Genomic DNA, 15,618 nt, shown 5'->3' with positions numbered 1-15,618 from the left:
CTCGTGTTCATGAGTCTTCCTTGAGGTGACCGAGCAGCTTTGCCAAGCGGAGACGCGCTCGCGACGAACGACTCTTCACCGTTCCCTCAGCGACACCCAACCGCTGCGCCGTTTCGGCGATGCTGAGACCTTCGACGTCGAGCGCGACGACGACGGCCCTCTGCTCCTCCGGGAGCTGCGCCAGAGCGTCGCCGATGCTCATCGACAGATCGACCGCCGCGTACCGATCTTCACGCGCCGCCAGTGCTGGAATCTCGAAGTCAGGAAGAGAAACTGTGGGGCGCAACTTATCTCGTCGTATCCGATCGAGACATGCATTGACGACGATGCGATGCAGCCAGGTGGAAACTCGCGCGTCAGCCCGGTACGAGTGTGCCATTCTGTGTGCGTTGAAGAGTGCGTCTTGGAGTGCGTCGGCGGCATCGTCGGGGTTGTTGAGGGTGCGGTAGGCGACGGCCCAGAGGCGTTCTTGGTGGCGTCGGATGAGGGTGGAGAAGGCGTGGAGGTCGCCGTTGATGTGGGCGCTGAGCAGGTGCTCGTCGCTGCGTGTGTCGCTGGTTCCCCCTGGCATGGGTTGAGATTAGTGCAGCGCGGTGTCGCGTATGTCGGGTTGGCGTGTTGGTTGTGGAGGGAGGTCGGGCTGGGGATGGGTAGCGTCGCGCGCACTATCGCGCTGCCAAGAGCGCTGAGCATCCCACGTACTATCGCGCCACTGGGTCCAATTGCCACAGCGCGAGGAAAGCACTGAACGATGCACATTCGATGTCAGCCGAGTTCTCTGAGGAGGGCGCGGACTGTCGTTGTCGTCACCACAATGACTCTGCTTCTTCTGATTGCAGCGTGCGGCACACATGAGGAGACTTCGATGCCTACGTCCACGTCCGCGGAAGAGTCACACGTAAACGCGGCGGTAGATCGCTACGAGCACGCTAACTCGCATGGCTCGCGGCGCGATATCTTGGCCACGCTCACCGCGGACTCTCCCGAGCGTGAACTCCTTAGAGGATCGGACGAGGCGTTCGCCGAACGGCGGAAGCAACTCGACGCGGCACAGTACAGCGAGAAGTACACCAACAGAAGGGATCTCACGATCACTGGCGATACCGCCACGCTGACCACGGATTACGTCGAAACACGTAGTGACGGGTCGCCGACGGGCACGCCGAGGACACTTACAGGTCAAGATATCGAGTTCACGCTGAAAAGAGTCGATGGCGAATGGCTGATCTACGAGACCACCACGCCGGCATTGCGCAATGACCGCATCCTGCAGCAGGGTCCGCCGTGATCAAGCTGACGGCCGAGCTAGGTGCGGAAGGGTGAAACAGAAGGATGCCACGATGACAGTCGAACCCCGTGCGTTGGCAGAACATGTGACGCGTATGGCGTCCGACAAAGGGTCCAAATTCTTCGACGACATCTCGTTGCTGGCTTGCTGGGTTGAGCAAGGGCTTATCCTAATTGTCTTCCGATCGAATCTAATGCGGGATGCACGCCGAGCCTTAGGTATTGTTTACGATCCGGCCGATCCGGCGAAACGCATCGACGTCGAAGAACTAGCTTTTGAAATATACGAATACGAGATGGTGGAACCTCACCTCTATACAAACACGTGCTCAAGCCAGCACGACGCGATCCATTGGCGCGTCGTCGGATCTTCTGAAGTGCCAGCCCGCTTTGAGAAACTGTTGATTAAGGCGGCAACTGAGGAATCTACGGAAAAGTTCTTGAGACGATTAGTCCCAGCCAGGATCGCCGGTACCGCCGTTCTCAGTGGACCTTCCTTCGCTAGACGTGGTGCTCAATTCAGCCGGGAGTCGACCGAACACGGCTCATTTTCTCCACTGCCAGGAGCGGGGCAGAAGACGAAGTTTTCGTACATATCATCCGCGGTCGATGCGTCCGTTGACGGTACGCCGGTAATTCTGAGGCCGTTTCCGTTCTCGGCCGGAACCGATAGCGTTTCAGTGCCGCTGATAGCGTCAGGTGACGGGTGTCAGCTAGGCCGCGCAAATACTTTCGCCAAGTTCGTCGTGGGTCACCGCGGTGGCTGTAGCTTTGAGCAGAAGTACGACGTTGCTCGACGAGAAGGGGCAGCGGGGCTGGTCATCACATCCGACGAGCGTCTGCCGGACGCGCGTTGGCAGAGTCCACGGATCAATTTGACGGAGATCCCGATACTTGTCTGCGACGAACCGGAATCCATTCGGCTGCTTGTTGATGGCCGTGCGCTTAGTGTTTCCTTTCACGGGCAGGTGATCTCATCGCCATCTGATTAGCTGCGATTTGTCATGGTAAGCGTGCCAAGGCATTTCGAGTGGCACAGTGGTTACACGGTAGACCGGTATCCGTACCCAACCCATGGGAGGACGATGATGAGCGACGCGGCGGATTCAGATAGCTGGGACACCTTGGTAAGTCGGTGTGCCGAGGTGTCTCATCAACTCGTCGAGCAGGGTCTTGTGGTCCCGTTGCCGGGCGCTGAGCCGTCCGGGCCACGACCGCCGGCAACGCCCGCGCAAATCGCTGCTGCCGAAGCTCGGATTGGGGCACGTCTGGACCCCGACGCTCGTGCACTGCTCAGCAGGGCCAACGGTTGGGTCGGGCTCACCGGACGTTTCACGCTGTTGTCCTGTGAAGACATCGGTGGTCCCGACTGGGCTGACCTCATCGAATTGCGTGACATCTTCTTTGAATCGTGCCCGCCAGACTCGTGGCCTGACAGCGTCGTGGATCCCCAGGTCCTCATCCCGATCGTTGTCGTGCCGTACTCGCCGGAGACCATCTACGTCTTTCCCAGTGAGGCAGCCGACGGCCCGCGACCCGCACTGAACACGGGTCTGGATCCGATCCCGGAAATCACCTTGAAGCAGGCTATCGAGGTGTCTCTCGCCCAGGCTGTCGCAGATTTGAACGCGATCACCAAGGGCGCTCGGGACGACGACGAAGGCTTCCCGTGCCCCTCACCTGACGAACTACGCAACATCGTGGGCGCCCAGTCGCGACCCCTCGTCACACGTCAACAAGGGGCCACACAGGTTTCGTGCCTGGTTCAGTTTCCCCATAGCGACGCATTCTCGCTTTTGTCGTTCAAGAACAAGGGTCAATTGAGTGACAGTGTCCTCCCGGTGCTCGAGGAGCAGGCACAGAAGCCTAGCGATCGGACCGACGGCAGGACGACGTCGTCGACGGTTCGGCCGCTCGACAATCTCGGCGATGAAGGCTACGAATTGATCACCCGATTCGACGACACCAACGAGATCCACGAAATCGTTGTCTGGAGTCGCACCGGGCTGTACCGAGTGCGAGTCTCAGGTCGATTTCCCGACCAGGGTGTCGCACGGTCTGTCGCGCGACTGTGGGTGAAAACCCAACCGGCCCAATGAATCACAGAGAGAGGGTTCTTGAAACTCGATGTCATCGCAAGAGTCACAGATATACGCGGCGGTGGATCGCTACGAACACGCGAGATCGCACGGTTCGCGCCGTGACATCTTGGCGACGCTTACTCTGGACGCCCCCGAGCGCTTTTACTACGGCGGATCGGACGATGCGTTCGCCGAACGACGCAAGCAACTCGACGCAGTGCACTTCAATGCGCAGTACACCAACAGAAGGGACCTCACGATCACCGGTGATACTGCCACGCTGACCACTGACTACGCCGAAACGCGCACCGACGGGACATCGACTGGCACGCCCTCGCAGAGCTACGGGAAAGACATCGAGTTCACTCTGAAAAAGGCCGACGGTGAATGGCTGATTTACGAGATCACCACGCCAGCAATGCGCGAGAACCGCATCCTGCAGCAGGGTCCGCCGTGATCTGGCTAGCGGCGCTACGACCGGCGGACATGCCCGAGCGCGGAACGCTGGCAGAGGCGGTGGCGCACGCGACGTCGATGGTCAGCGGGGATGATTTCACCGACGTCGTCACACGAGGACGGGCAGGCGTCGAGCCGGGAATCTGTTGCGACATCTACCATCTACCGCCGAACGAGCTCGCCGCGCCAGACGCACTCGGCGATACAGGCGTGGGTGCGGCATCGGTGTACGCGGTTCGCCGGTTCACCTACCGCCCGGGCAGTTCGCTTGACGAGGTGCGCTCAGCCGAGGAAGCGCTTGATGTTCAGCTTCCGCAGCGTTGGGTCGAATATCTCACCGGCCCGAGTGTCCTCGATAAGGCCGAGGGCCCAGAATATTTCGACCTCTTCACTCCAGCCGATATTGCCGACGTGACGAACGCGTTCTATGAGTGGTCACCGCGCATCGGCGCTGCGATGATCGGCAGCGACGGTGGCTCGAGCCGACTGCAGTTGGACACTCGCGTCGGCGACGCAAGCCCTGTCGTCATGATGTTCCCGGGCGATCGTGATTGGGAGGACACCACCGTTCAGGCCGACAGCATCGACGACTTCATCGAGTCCGCGGAGGCGGGGACCTTCGAAGTGATCTTCGACGACACGCGCAAATATCGTCCGCGCAGGTGACGATCATTGCTTGGCCTCCGACATCGATGATCGGTCGGCGGGTCACGTCGGCTCGAGCCGGTAGAAGTGGATCGTGCGCTCGTCCGCCCACTGTTCGTAATCGCGGTAGGCGGGCCACACCGCAATTGCCCTGGGCCAGAGAGCGGTTCGCTCCGACTCGGACAGGCGCTGGGCGTGTACCGACTGTGTTTGGCTACCAATGGTGATGGTCGCGCTTGGTGTTGCTTCGAGGTTGTATGACCATGCGGGCCGGCGGTTTTGGCCGAAGTTCGATGCGACGACGATGTAGTCGTTGCCGTCCTCGATGTAGATGAGAGGCGTCGTTCGTGGCTGGCGGCTTCGACGTCCCGTCGTGGTGAGGATCAGCTGGGGCAGAAGTGCGCGGGGTACGAGGTGTAGCCGCCCGCCGGTCAGTCGGGCGATCGAACGATCAAGCGGCACTGAGCGCCGCATGACCTGGGACACAGTCTTATTGGTGCCCATCCGCTGGAGCAGGCTCGTAGCCGTCAGTGTTCCCCTCGGTGTCATCGCCGCGCTCCTGCCCGTCGGTCCGAGTATTCGACGTATGCCTGTCCCGAACGCGTGCGTCCTTCGATCTCGCCATGCCAGTGGTATCCGGCGATGTAGCCCATGCCCGCTTACAGCCAATGAGTCGGTGCGATTGTCCGACCTTCGTCGCCGAATTCCCGAGGCGTCTCCGACGACGATGTCTCAGCGGCTCGACGAGCTAGTTGACGCGAGGATCGTCACCAAAGGACGCTCGGGCTACCGGTTGACGACGCACGGCGCAGCGCTTCTGGTCAGCCTGGGGCCACTCGAGTTATGGGCGAAGTCGTGGAAATTGGCGCACCGTGATTGACTGCGGGCGAGCCCGTCGCCAAGCCAGTATCGACGTGAAGCGGGAATGTGCCCGCGCGTCTCTGAGCGCATCAAGCTAGGCGTCGCCCGGGTTGTTCTTTGGATCAGCTACGCTCGTGCTCATGGTGGCTGGCTGTGACGCGTCAGACTCGAATCACGTTTGCCCCGGCCAACTTCCAGCTTCAAGCGGGCAACCAAGTCGATTCTTGTACTCACAAGTCGACCCGCCACCGAAAGCGGCTCCGCGGGTGTGGATTTCGGGGAAACCTAGCTACAGGGTGCCGCCGGTTGTAGAGGTCTGGCCCGGCCCAGAGAATCGGGCCATCGAGTCGCCGCGCGATCCGAGTTGCATCAAATGGACTTGCTCGCCCAAGGACTGGGATGGGCAGCTTGCAATTGATACAGATCGCGCCCCATTCGAAGTCGTCGTTACCCGATATCAAAGCGTAGGCGACGATGGTTTGCCTCGAGAATTGATGCAGCGGTGTCAGTACGGTCGAGGTTGCGAGCCGTGCTCGATTTACGAGGATGCTGATGACCGCGGGCTCGTAGTCGATCTGAGGGAATCAATCAATACAGATTACCCTTACATGCTGATCCAGCTCACATGGACGAATCAGTCGTCTAACGCCGGCTACGCTCGCGACAGTTTTGTCGTCCTGGCGGTCGAGGCTTTGTGATGCCAACCAGGTTGATCGAGTTTCGGCACTGAATATCGCTGTTTCATCAAGGCCCCACGATGTGTGTCTGCCACCGCCGCGACGGCCCGAGGGCATCGCGATCTTGCCGTCCAACCGCGATCACGCGAGTGACCTCCGCATGCCTATCCCCCGAACCGCCAGGCCAGCGCGGCGCCGACGGCACCGATGCCATTGGCGGCCCAGTGCAAGGCGATGGGAGCGAGCAGACTGTCGCTGCGCACGCGGAGCCATCCGAGAAGCACGCCCGCTGCTGCCGTGACGGCGACAGCCACCACGACACCGATGACCTGTGAGAACACGGTCTGTCCGAAGAGGTCTGACAGGCCCGCGTTGCCCGCGGTGAGCCCGAGCGACGTGACCACATGCCAACAGCCGAAGAGCACGGCTTGGATCAGCAGGGCGCGGGTGGGCGTCGTGAGTCGACGCAGCGAGCCGAACAGCACACCCCGGAAGAACAACTCCTCGGGCAGCACCGTCTGGAACGGAATCACGACGAACGCAGCCAGGAGCGCGTGTCCGAGGTCGCGATAGGCGTCGTTCTGAAACAGCTCGCGTGTCGGCGGAATGGCGACGCCGACAACGACCACAACAACGACCGCAAGGACGATGACCAACGCGTATCGTCCGCCGCTGCGCAGGCCCGCACGGCCGAGGCCCAGGTCCTCGTGAGTGAGCCCCGCGGCGAGCGCGATGGACACTGCAACCACCGCGGCGACCGTCACCAACCATTCGACGCCCGGAAAGTGCAGAAAATGAGCGCACATCTGCGCGGTCAGCATTAACGCGGCACCAACAATTGGCACCAACCACAGTCGACGACGCTTTCGAGAATCGGGCAAGCGTGAGCTCGCGGATGAGACATTGTCGTTGCGGCTCACCACGGTAGCGTCGCACAGGTTTAGGATTCACGAGTCACATCGATGTCCGATGACCACGAAGGGTGCCCAGGTGCCAGACAAGCCAGCGACCGGCTCCGAGCACGACGCGTCGTCGAAGACCAGTACCTCGGGTCCTACACCCGACGGTGACGGCCAACTCGCCGAGCCCAGCACTGTCGACAGCAAAGCGGCAGCCGACGCCAAGCCCGCCGTCGAGAACAAGGCGGACCAAGACAGCAAGCCCGCCGTCGAGACCAAGGCGAGCTCCCATAGCAAGCCCGACGCCGAAGACGAGCACGGCAAGTCGTCGCACGGCTGGTCGTCGAAGCTACGACACGCGGCGCTGGCCTATGCGCATCGGATCAGTTTCGCCGGGCTCATGTTCGCGACGGTCTTCCTCTGGTTGTCGACGACGCCGTCGTTGCTGCCGCGCGGTCCGTTGTTTCAGGGTGTCGTGTCGGGTGGCGCTGCGGCAGTTGGCTATTGCGTCGGGGTGTTCATCGCCTGGCTGGTGCGGTACATGCTGTCTCGCTCGCAGCGGTGGCCGTCGCTGAAGCGAAACTATTGGATAGCGCTGGGTGTGATCGCGCTCATCGGCACGGTCGTGATGCTGTATTGGTATTCGCGGTGGCAGACCGAGATTCGCAATCTGATGGGTGTCGAAAACCTCACCTGGACGGCGTATCCGATCATCGCGGTGTTCGCTGTGCTCGTCTTCGTGCTGCTGATGGTGATCGGGCAAGCATGGGCGAGTCTCGTGACATGGCTTGTGCGACAGCTCAGAAAGATCGCTCCGCCGCGCGTTGCCGCTGTCGCGGGCCTGCTCGTGGTCGCGCTGCTGACGGTGTTCATCCTCAACGGTGTTGTCGCGAAGTATTCGATGAAGGCGCTCAACAGCACCTTCGCGTCCGCCAACGATGAGGTGCGGCCCAACACCGCTCCCCCGACGTCCGGGTTGCGATCGGGTGGCCCCGGGTCGCTGGTGACGTGGGAGTCGCTTGGGCGTGAGGGTCGCGTAATCGTCTCCAACGGACCGGATGTCGCGAAGCTGTCGGAGTTCAACAAGCAACCGGCCATGGAGCCGATCCGAGCGTTCGTCGGACTGGGTTCCGGCGACAATCTGCGCGCCAACGCGCAGTTGGCTGCCGACGAACTCGTGCGCGCAGGTGGCTTGAAGCGCAAGGTGATCGCGATCGGCTCGACGACCGGATCGGTTGGCTCAACAAGGCGACCATCGACTCGCTCGAGTACATGTACAACGGCGACGTCGCGACGGTGGCGATGCAGTATTCGTATCTGCCGAGCTGGATCTCGTTCATCGTCGACAAGGAACGTGCCCGCCAGGCGGGTGCGTCACTGTTCGAAGCTGTCGACGCCAAGGTGCGCGAGCTTCCCGAAGCGGAGCGTCCCAAGCTCGTCGTCTTCGGCGAAAGTCTCGGATCCTTCGGCGCCGAAGCGGCTTTCGGTACGGTCCCGACCGTCACCGCGCGTACCGACGGCGCGCTGCTCTCCGGTCCGACGTTCAGCAACACGCTCTGGAACGATGCAACCGCGGGCCGCGACAAGGGATCACCGCAGTGGCTGCCGATCTACAACAACGGCAGGCAGGTGCGCTTCATCGCCGACGAGAAGGATCTCGATCGGCCCGACGCACCGTGGGACTACTCGCGCATGGTCTATCTGCAGCACGCATCCGACCCCATCGCCTGGTGGTCGCCGCAACTCATTCTGCGCGAACCGGATTGGCTCAAGGAACAGCGCGGCAGGGACGTCATCAGCGCGACCCACTGGATTCCGTTCGTCACCTTCCTCCAGGTGTCGGCCGACATGGCGGTGTCGGTCAACGTCCCCGACGGCCACGGCCACAACTATCAGTCGGCCATCCCCTACGCCTGGGCACGCATCCTGCAGCCGCCCGGCTGGACGGACGAGAAGACGCAGCAACTCGAGCCGCGACTGCACCGCGACGGGTAGTACGTGGGTGCCCGGGTCAGGCGCCGGGGTACTCGGTCAGGCAGCTTAGTCGGCGATGTCGAAGGCGGCGATGACCTTCGTCGGCGTCAGCCGCACGAGCGCCTCGCCGGGCACGGCATTGCGCTTGCCGAACTGCTCGGCAAGGTCGGGACCCATGTACCGCTCGGCGATTGCCGTGGCTGTGCGCAGGAGGTCGTCCGGGTCGTCGTCGAAGCTGACGGTGCCCTGGACCTGCACGAACGAGAAGGGCGGCTTCTCGTCGTCGACGACGATTGTCGCTCGCGAATCACGTTGCAGCGCTCGACCTTTCGATGTGTCCACGCCGGTGTTGAACACCAGCGCGCCGTCTTCGACGATGAACCAGATCGGTGTGACCAGCGCTCGACCGTCCTTCGACACCCAGGCGATCTTGCCGGTTCGTGTTCCGGTGGTGAGGAATTCGACGACCTGGTCGGTCAGCTCGGCTGTGGACATGGCTCAGGTACCTTTCGTCCGGTGATGTCGGTTGTGCGGCGGTAGAGCGCAGCGGTAGATCCACCACCAGGGTAGGTCGTGTGTCAGGCCAGGCGCTGATACGTCGCGATGAACATGTCGACACAGACGTCCCGGATGTCGGAGACGTCTGCGGCCGGTGCCCCGGCGTCGGTTGCGATGTACCAGTCGACGAGGAGCTGCGTGAGAGCACCGATCAATCCGACAGCGGCGAGCCGGAACCGCGCGGGTGGCTGCTCGTCGTCGAATGCGATGTCCATGGCCAGCTGGGCCCACGCATGGATGGCGTCCATCCGCAGTCGCTCGAGCGAGGCGTCGACTCCGACCACCTCCACGAGGATCACCCGCGCCATTCGACGGTCGCCGGTGAGGCATTCGAGCAGGGCGTCGAGTGCCACGCGGGTGAGTTCTGCGAGGCGCTGCTCGTTCGGTACATCGTTGGTGGTGGTGTCGGGGACCTGCAGGAGGCTCTCCCCCACGGCCGCGCGGCAGATGTCGACGCAGTGTTCGTACACGGCTGCCAGCAGCGCGCTTCTGTCGGCGAAGGATTCGTAGAAATAGCGCTGGGTGAGGCCGGCCTCGTCGCAGAGCCGCTTGACCGACACGTGACGAAAGCCCTCGCGGCCGAACAGGTCCAGTCCGGCGTCGACAAATGCTGCTCGACGCCGCGCCTGCCGCTGCTCAGGCCCGGTCCCGGCGTACAGCCGCCCCGGAGGTCCGGGCTGGGAGGTCTCGAGTGTCACGGATTCCTCTCTTGTCTCGTCGGTCTTGCTGGCCCTGTGTCCTGCTGGCCCTGTTCGTCTTGCTGGTGCTGTTTGTCTTGCCGACCGGCCGGCATGGACACGCCTCATCTGAGACGATACTGTGTCAACATGAATCTGACACACTGCCGTGTCAGATAGCGGACCGGAGGTGACGCCCACGATGCTCGACCTACTCCCCGACCCCATGAGGGAGCCGACGGTCCTCGCGATCCCGTTCTTCGTGACGATGCTGGCCATCGAGTGGTTCGCGGCCTACAAGCTCGAAGAATCCGACGACGACGGTCGGGCGCCGAAGGGTGCCTACGAGAAGCGCGATGCTCGCGCGAGTCTGTCGATGGGCGTCGTGTCGATCGCGACGAGCGCGGCGTGGAAACTGCTCGGGTTGCTCGTGTACACCGCCATCTTCGCCTACCTCGCGCCGTGGCACCTTCCGGTCACCGCCTGGTACACGTGGGTGATCGCGTTCCTCGGCGTCGACTTCTTGTTCTACTGGTCGCATCGGGTGTCGCATCGGGTGCGGCTGGTGTGGGCGACTCACCAAGCGCATCATTCGAGCGAGTACTTCAACTTCGCGACGGCGCTGCGGCAGAAGTGGAATATCAGTGCAGCCCTTGTGATGTGGCTGCCACTCCCCCTCCTTGGTGTGCCGCCCGCGCTGGTGTTCGCTGCGTATTCGCTGAATCTGGTGTACCAGTTCTGGATTCACACCGAGCGCATCGACAAGATGTGGCGCCCTTTCGAATTCGTCTTCAACACGCCGTCGCATCACAGGGTGCATCACGGGAGTGATCCGGAGTATCTCGACCGCAACTACGCAGGCACGCTGATCATCTGGGACAGGCTGTTTGGTTCGTTCGCGCCTGAAACGCACCGTCCCACATACGGACTCACCAAGCCGGTCGGCACGTACAACATCGTGAAGCTTCAAACACACGAGTACGCGAGCATCGCGCGCGACGTCCGTGCAGCGGCAAGCTGGCGTGCCCGCCTGGGTTACGTGTTCGGTCCTCCCGGGTGGGCGCCCTCAAGCGTCGCCGGAGCCGGCGCCACGGGAGCCGGAACAGTCGAAAGCGGTGACGGGCGCGTCAGCGCGCCATCGTGACCTGGCCGATCTGTACCTGGTAGCTGCCGTTTCCTGTGCTCGGCAGCGAGGTGAGCCAGACCATCACGTAGCGGCTGCCCTGCGGATTCTCGACCGTCAGCGTCGTGCTCGGCTGGTCGACCGTGCCGGTTGCCACCGTCGAGGTCTGCGCGGCGGTCGGTGTTGCCGACGGTGCGGTGCGGATCTCGACGTTGAAGCCGGGCGTCGGCGTCTTGATGGTCACGGCCTTGACGCTCTGCTCACTGCCGAGGTCGAACATGAGGCCCATGCCGTTCTTGAGTCCACCGAAAGCCGCTGAGCCACGGTAACTGTCGCTGCGCCACGGCGGAGCGGCCCCACTGATCACGTTCTGCAGATTGACGGAATTGTCCGGCGGCTGAGCGGAGAAGTCGACGATCGAGACCGCGTTGAGCGGGATCGCTGTGCCTGCGGCCGCCTGCGGTGGTGCGGAATTGCCCGGCGCGGCAGGCGCGGAGGTCGTCGGGAGGATCGAGTTGATGTTGGTGTTGCCCTCGTCGCCACCGAAAATGCCTGTGGCCCAGACGATCAGCGCGATGACAACGAACAACGCGAGCAGCGCTGCGCCCGCGAGCAACCCGACGTTGCGTTTGCGAGCCGCAGCAGCCGGCGACGGTTCGTGAGCACCGATCCGCACCGGTGGCTCGTCGTCGTTGATGGCGGGCAGCATGTCGGTCGGGAGGTCGAGGACGGTTGCCTGGTCGAGGACGTGCTGGACGGTGCCTGCAGTGCGGATACCGCGTGCGCCGTCGAGTGCGCGCGATGCCACCGCCGAGATCTCGAAAGGTATGTCGGACTTGACCTCTCGCGGATCGATCGGCTCTCCGTCTGGGCCGGGGGAGGCGATGGGGAGTCCGCCGACGGGCGTCGTCGTGTCGGCGGTGGTGACGAGGTGGTGTCCGGTCTCGCCGTCGAGTGGCCAGCGCGCGAGCAGTAGCGCGTACAGCACGGCGCCGAGTCCACGGACATCCGACGACTTGTCATCGCCCGCAAGGGTTCCCGGGAAGGCGAGTACGGCGTTGCCGTCGGTGCTGATCCGAATCCGGTCGGGATGATCGATGGAGAGCGCTCCGCCGGAACGGTGTGCGGCTTCGGCGGCGGCCGCAAGTGCACGGACGGCACGGGCGGCGCCGATGGGGGAGGGACCAGAGCGTGCGACGTCGGCCAACGAAGAACCGGGCACCCATTCGGTGACGACGATGCCACCCGACGATCCACGCACGACGTCGAGAACACGCGCGACGCCAGCGGAGCTGATCTGGCCCAGTCGCAGAGTGCGGGTGAGAACGCCCTGGGGGCCGGAATCGCTTGCGCTCGGCTGATCTCCGCGCTCGGGCGGCGGTGCGAGCTGCTCGGCGTCGACGAAGGTCAGGCCGACCTCGCGGTCGAGGTTGATGTCCTGTGCGCGCCAGAACTGGAGGCCACGGGTGCCGCCGTGGGTGTCGAGGAGGCGGTAACGACCGCCGGCGACAGCCGCGCCGGGGATGAGACGCGGTCCGCGGCGCACGGGCGTGCCGAGTTCCTCGGGACGGTCGGGATCGGGGGTTGGTCCGCCGGTCTGTGAGGATGAGCGCGGCTCATTTGTCTTGGCCTGCTCACTCGTCGTGTCGGAGGACGTCTCGGACTGGGGGGTGGTCTTGACCTCGCTGCCACTCAAGCCGCTATCAGTCAAGCCGCTGTCAGTCACGCGTCGGACTCCTTTCCTGCGATACCGAATGTCTCGTGGTTCACGCGTTGGTGAGCCGACCTCGAGACCCCGACCACCGGCTGCACCACCGCTGAGCACCGCATACGACTGCCAGGTCGCGGTACCGCGGTCGAATCGCCGGACCACTTGTACCTGACCAGAGTACGGGAGCGATTCATCGGCAGTGACCCGCGGAAACTGAACCGTGATGGTCGGCGACGATTCCGTGACCTGACCGGCAGGCGGTGCCAGAGCCGGGATGAACCGGCCGAGCAAGCGGCGCACCGAATTGCCGATCGCCACAACGTCGGGCAGGCCTGCCGCCGACAGCCCCGCGTAGGTCACACCGAGCACCACGACCGCAGTGGTCAGCAGATACGCCAGCGAACCGAGCTTGCCCTCTGCCGTGCCCAGATAGTGCAGACCCGACAACTCGGCGACGACCCACACGATCGCAGCGACGCCGACCGAGACGATCAGCGTCACGATCGTCGTGCGCGCAACACCTTCGAGGCGTCGGTAGGCGAGGCGCTTACGAAGGAGGAAGTGTCCGACGATCGCGCCCGCGAGGTAGCCGAGACCGTTCGACAGCGACAGCCAACGGATCACCATGTGCGGATCGGAGAAGAGCACCGGACCCAGATACGACGACGCGATCTTGACGACGGTGATGCCGAGCGCGATCCACGTCGGAGTCCACGCGTCCTGCGCGGCGTAGAACACGCGGAGCTGGACGAGCGTGATGGCGTAGGGGATGAGCGTGAATGCGCCCCAGGCGAGGACCGAGCCGAGCTGCGAGGAGATCGAGGCGTCGAACTTGCCGAAGTTGAAGATCGCAATACCGATCGCCGGCCCGAAGAAGGTCATGAACGCGACCGTCGGGACCAGAGCGACCATTGTCAGGCGTGAGGCGAGGGAGAGATCGTCGACGACGGCGTCGCGGTTGTCGGCGGCGGCGTTACGGGACAGCCGCGGCATGATCGCGGTCAGGATGGTTACGCCGAGCACGCCGTAGGGGAGCTGGAGAAGCTGCCAGTGCGTCGCGTACACCGAGATGCCCGACGAGTCGGCGTGCGAGGCGATCCGATAGGTGATGACGAGTCCGACCTGCAGGATCGCGACGTAGCCGACGATCGCGACCGCCTGGCGCCCGAAGGCACGCAACCGCGCGTCGATGCCCCACTGGAGCTTCAGCCGCACCCCGGCACGACGAAGCCACGGGATCAGAATGCACGCCTGCAGAACGACGCCGAGCGTGGTGCCGACGCCGAGGACCAGCAGCTTGGGCTCGGACATCTTGACCGGGTTGAGCGTGATCTCGCCGGGCATCAACGCGTACAGGACGAGCGTCGCGATCTGGACGACGTTGTTCAGCACCGGAGCCCACGCACCCGGTTTGAACAGGCCCTTCATGTTCAGGATGGCGATGAACAGCGCCGACAGCCCGTAGAACAGGATCTCCGGCAGCAGCAGGTAGGCGAGCGCCGTGGTCAGCGGTCTGTTGACGTCGCCGTCGCCGACGTTGAGATAGGTGAGCAGGGGAGCTGCGACGAGGGCGATGACCGTCGCGCCACCCAGCATGCACAGCGCCAAAGTGAAGATGCGATTGATGAAGCCGCGGCCGCCGTCGGGATCCTCGGCTTCTGCGCGGACGAGCGTCGGGATCACGATCGCGGTCAGCACGGCGCCGAGCACAACCTCGGCGATCATGTTCGGCAGCACGTACGCCGCCTGGAACGCCGACGCGATCGCGGGACCGAGCATCGCGAGCACCAGCACCGTTCGGATGAACCCGGTGATGCGGCTGGTCAGCGTGGCGAGCGCGATCGACCCGGACGTCTTGACGATGCTCGCATCGGAGTCACGCGCGAGACCGGTCGACGACGAGGTGTCGGTGTCTGGGGTGTCCGGGCCATTGGTGTCCGGGGCAGTGCTGTCTGGCTCGCGCGACTGCGTCGCGGTGGACGCTGAGGCAGCGGTCCGCGCTGTGGGAGTCGGCGCGGGGCGAGCCTGGGGATTCGACGCTGGGGGCCGGCGCGTGCCCGTCGTCGGGCGGGCCTCCCGCAGCGGACGTCCGGCGCGGGGAGGCTGGGCGGCACGTGAAGGGGCTGTACGTCGACGTTGGGCGGCGCTCGGGGGCTGGGCGTTGGGCGGCTGGGCGTTGGGCGGTTGGGCGCTGCTGGGGGCCTGGCCGCCGCGTCGAGGTTGGGTGCCGCGCGGGGGTTGGGAGCCCGGCGGTTGGGCATTCGGGTGCTGCTGGGTGCGGTCGTCGCCGGGTCGCTCGTGCCGGTCGTCGCGATGCTGGGGCAGATCGCGGGACGGGCGCGGGTCACGAGTCGTCGAACGCGGGGCGTCCGGGCGTCCGGGCGGGATCACGCGAGGAGCTGCGCGCCCCGACAACGGCGGGCGAGCACCGACCGGCCCGTTCAGCGGCGCGGGCCCGACACCGGGGTCGTGCATGCCGGGGTCGCGAGGACCCGAGGACCTGGCACCTGAGGGGCGCTGCGTCGAATCGTTAGGCGGGACGCGACGCGGCTCGGCACGCCGCTGTGATTCTGAGGCGGCACGCCGCTGGGAATCTGAGGCGGCACGCCGCTGGGCGTCTGGCCCGGGCTGCCGCTGCGAATCTGACGAGGGCTGCCGCTGCGAGTCTG

The 15,618-nt window shown here is 64.1% G+C and carries 13 protein-coding genes and 1 pseudogene; 8 read left to right on the top strand and 6 right to left on the bottom strand.

Going from position 1 to position 15,618, the window contains the following annotated elements; translation table 11 throughout:
* Positions 1–7: 7 nt before the first annotated feature.
* Positions 8–571, bottom strand: coding sequence for an RNA polymerase sigma factor SigM (gene sigM, locus A5766_RS21640; protein ID WP_005205930.1), 564 nt, complete (start codon positions 569–571; stop codon positions 8–10).
* Positions 572–751: 180 nt separating this feature from the next.
* Here sigM and A5766_RS21635 point away from each other — a divergent pair, with 180 nt between their 5' ends.
* The 5 genes from A5766_RS21635 to A5766_RS21615 all read left to right on the top strand — a co-directional run bounded on the left by A5766_RS21635 (position 752) and on the right by A5766_RS21615 (position 4,490).
* Positions 752–1,288 (top strand): Rv0361 family membrane protein, encoded by a 537-nt coding sequence (locus A5766_RS21635; RefSeq protein WP_442902985.1) that lies wholly within the window; start codon positions 752–754, stop codon positions 1,286–1,288.
* A 31-nt stretch (positions 1,289–1,319) separates the two neighbouring features.
* The gene (locus A5766_RS21630; RefSeq protein ID WP_156527545.1) at positions 1,320–2,279 is read left to right on the top strand and encodes a PA domain-containing protein; all 960 of its coding nucleotides are present in this window, start codon (positions 1,320–1,322) and stop codon (positions 2,277–2,279) included.
* Positions 2,280–2,432: 153 nt separating this feature from the next.
* The gene (locus A5766_RS21625; protein WP_231894771.1) at positions 2,433–3,386 is read left to right on the top strand and encodes an SMI1/KNR4 family protein; all 954 of its coding nucleotides are present in this window, start codon (positions 2,433–2,435) and stop codon (positions 3,384–3,386) included.
* 109 nt (positions 3,387–3,495) lie between these two features.
* Positions 3,496–3,825: a hypothetical protein gene (locus tag A5766_RS21620; RefSeq protein WP_231894770.1), complete on the top strand. Its 330-nt coding sequence runs from the start codon at positions 3,496–3,498 to the stop codon at positions 3,823–3,825.
* 29 nt (positions 3,826–3,854) lie between these two features.
* On the top strand, positions 3,855–4,490 hold the full coding sequence (locus tag A5766_RS21615; RefSeq protein WP_051993836.1) for an SMI1/KNR4 family protein: 636 nt from the start codon (positions 3,855–3,857) through the stop codon (positions 4,488–4,490).
* Positions 4,491–4,532: 42 nt separating this feature from the next.
* Here A5766_RS21615 and A5766_RS21610 read toward each other — a convergent pair whose 3' ends face one another.
* Entirely contained in the window at positions 4,533–5,018 is a 486-nt protein-coding gene (locus A5766_RS21610; RefSeq protein WP_005205939.1) for a nitroreductase family deazaflavin-dependent oxidoreductase, read from the bottom strand.
* Here A5766_RS21610 and A5766_RS25385 point away from each other — a divergent pair.
* The gene (locus tag A5766_RS25385) at positions 4,942–5,349 is read left to right on the top strand and encodes a winged helix-turn-helix transcriptional regulator (RefSeq protein WP_331710693.1); all 408 of its coding nucleotides are present in this window, start codon (positions 4,942–4,944) and stop codon (positions 5,347–5,349) included. The genes A5766_RS21610 and A5766_RS25385 overlap by 77 nt on opposite strands.
* Before the next feature lie 822 nt (positions 5,350–6,171).
* Here A5766_RS25385 and A5766_RS21595 read toward each other — a convergent pair.
* Positions 6,172–6,828 (bottom strand): CPBP family intramembrane glutamic endopeptidase, encoded by a 657-nt coding sequence (locus A5766_RS21595; protein WP_005205941.1) that lies wholly within the window; start codon positions 6,826–6,828, stop codon positions 6,172–6,174.
* Between the two features lie 148 nt (positions 6,829–6,976).
* On the opposite strand from A5766_RS21595, the pseudogene A5766_RS21590 reads away from it, so the two are divergent.
* Positions 6,977–8,901: pseudogene (locus tag A5766_RS21590) on the top strand (alpha/beta hydrolase).
* 45 nt (positions 8,902–8,946) lie between these two features.
* On the opposite strand, the gene A5766_RS21585 reads toward A5766_RS21590, so the two are convergent.
* A complete protein-coding gene (locus tag A5766_RS21585) occupies positions 8,947–9,375 on the bottom strand; it encodes a PPOX class F420-dependent oxidoreductase (RefSeq protein WP_005205943.1) in 429 nt (142 codons plus the stop codon).
* Positions 9,376–9,458: 83 nt separating this feature from the next.
* Positions 9,459–10,136 carry a TetR/AcrR family transcriptional regulator gene (locus A5766_RS21580; RefSeq protein WP_005205944.1) on the bottom strand — a complete coding sequence of 226 codons (678 nt, stop codon included), beginning with the start codon at positions 10,134–10,136 and terminating at the stop codon, positions 9,459–9,461.
* Between the two features lie 181 nt (positions 10,137–10,317).
* Between A5766_RS21580 and A5766_RS21575 the strand changes: the two genes are divergently transcribed.
* Positions 10,318–11,259: a sterol desaturase family protein gene (locus A5766_RS21575; protein ID WP_005205945.1), complete on the top strand. Its 942-nt coding sequence runs from the start codon at positions 10,318–10,320 to the stop codon at positions 11,257–11,259.
* Here the strand turns inward: A5766_RS21575 and murJ are convergent.
* Positions 11,243–15,424 carry a murein biosynthesis integral membrane protein MurJ gene (murJ, locus tag A5766_RS21570; protein WP_231894768.1) on the bottom strand — a complete coding sequence of 1,394 codons (4,182 nt, stop codon included), beginning with the start codon at positions 15,422–15,424 and terminating at the stop codon, positions 11,243–11,245. The two genes, A5766_RS21575 and murJ, sit on opposite strands and share 17 nt — an antisense overlap.
* Positions 15,425–15,618: the final 194 nt, after the last annotated feature.

Source organism: Gordonia sp. 852002-51296_SCH5728562-b, from assembly GCF_001665475.1.
GTDB lineage: Bacteria > Actinomycetota > Actinomycetes > Mycobacteriales > Mycobacteriaceae > Gordonia > Gordonia sputi.
Note: the sequence above shows the minus strand (reverse complement) of the source record. Positions and strands in the feature narration are given on the sequence as shown.

Bases quoted from the DNA above. Each gene is read 5' to 3' on its own strand.
- sigM (WP_005205930.1), bottom strand. From the start codon at position 571: ATGCCAGGGGGAACCAGCGACACACGCAGCGACGAGCACCTGCTCAGC.
- A5766_RS21635 (WP_442902985.1), top strand. From the start codon at position 752: ATGCACATTCGATGTCAGCCGAGTTCTCTGAGGAGGGCGCGGACTGTC.
- A5766_RS21615 (WP_051993836.1), top strand. From the start codon at position 3,855: ATGCCCGAGCGCGGAACGCTGGCAGAGGCGGTGGCGCACGCGACGTCG.
- A5766_RS25385 (WP_331710693.1), top strand. From the start codon at position 4,942: ATGACCTGGGACACAGTCTTATTGGTGCCCATCCGCTGGAGCAGGCTC.
- A5766_RS21610 (WP_005205939.1), bottom strand. From the start codon at position 5,018: ATGACACCGAGGGGAACACTGACGGCTACGAGCCTGCTCCAGCGGATG.
- A5766_RS21595 (WP_005205941.1), bottom strand. From the start codon at position 6,828: ATGCTGACCGCGCAGATGTGCGCTCATTTTCTGCACTTTCCGGGCGTC.
- A5766_RS21585 (WP_005205943.1), bottom strand. From the start codon at position 9,375: ATGTCCACAGCCGAGCTGACCGACCAGGTCGTCGAATTCCTCACCACC.
- A5766_RS21575 (WP_005205945.1), top strand. From the start codon at position 10,318: ATGCTCGACCTACTCCCCGACCCCATGAGGGAGCCGACGGTCCTCGCG.
- murJ (WP_231894768.1), bottom strand. From the start codon at position 15,424: ATGCACGACCCCGGTGTCGGGCCCGCGCCGCTGAACGGGCCGGTCGGT.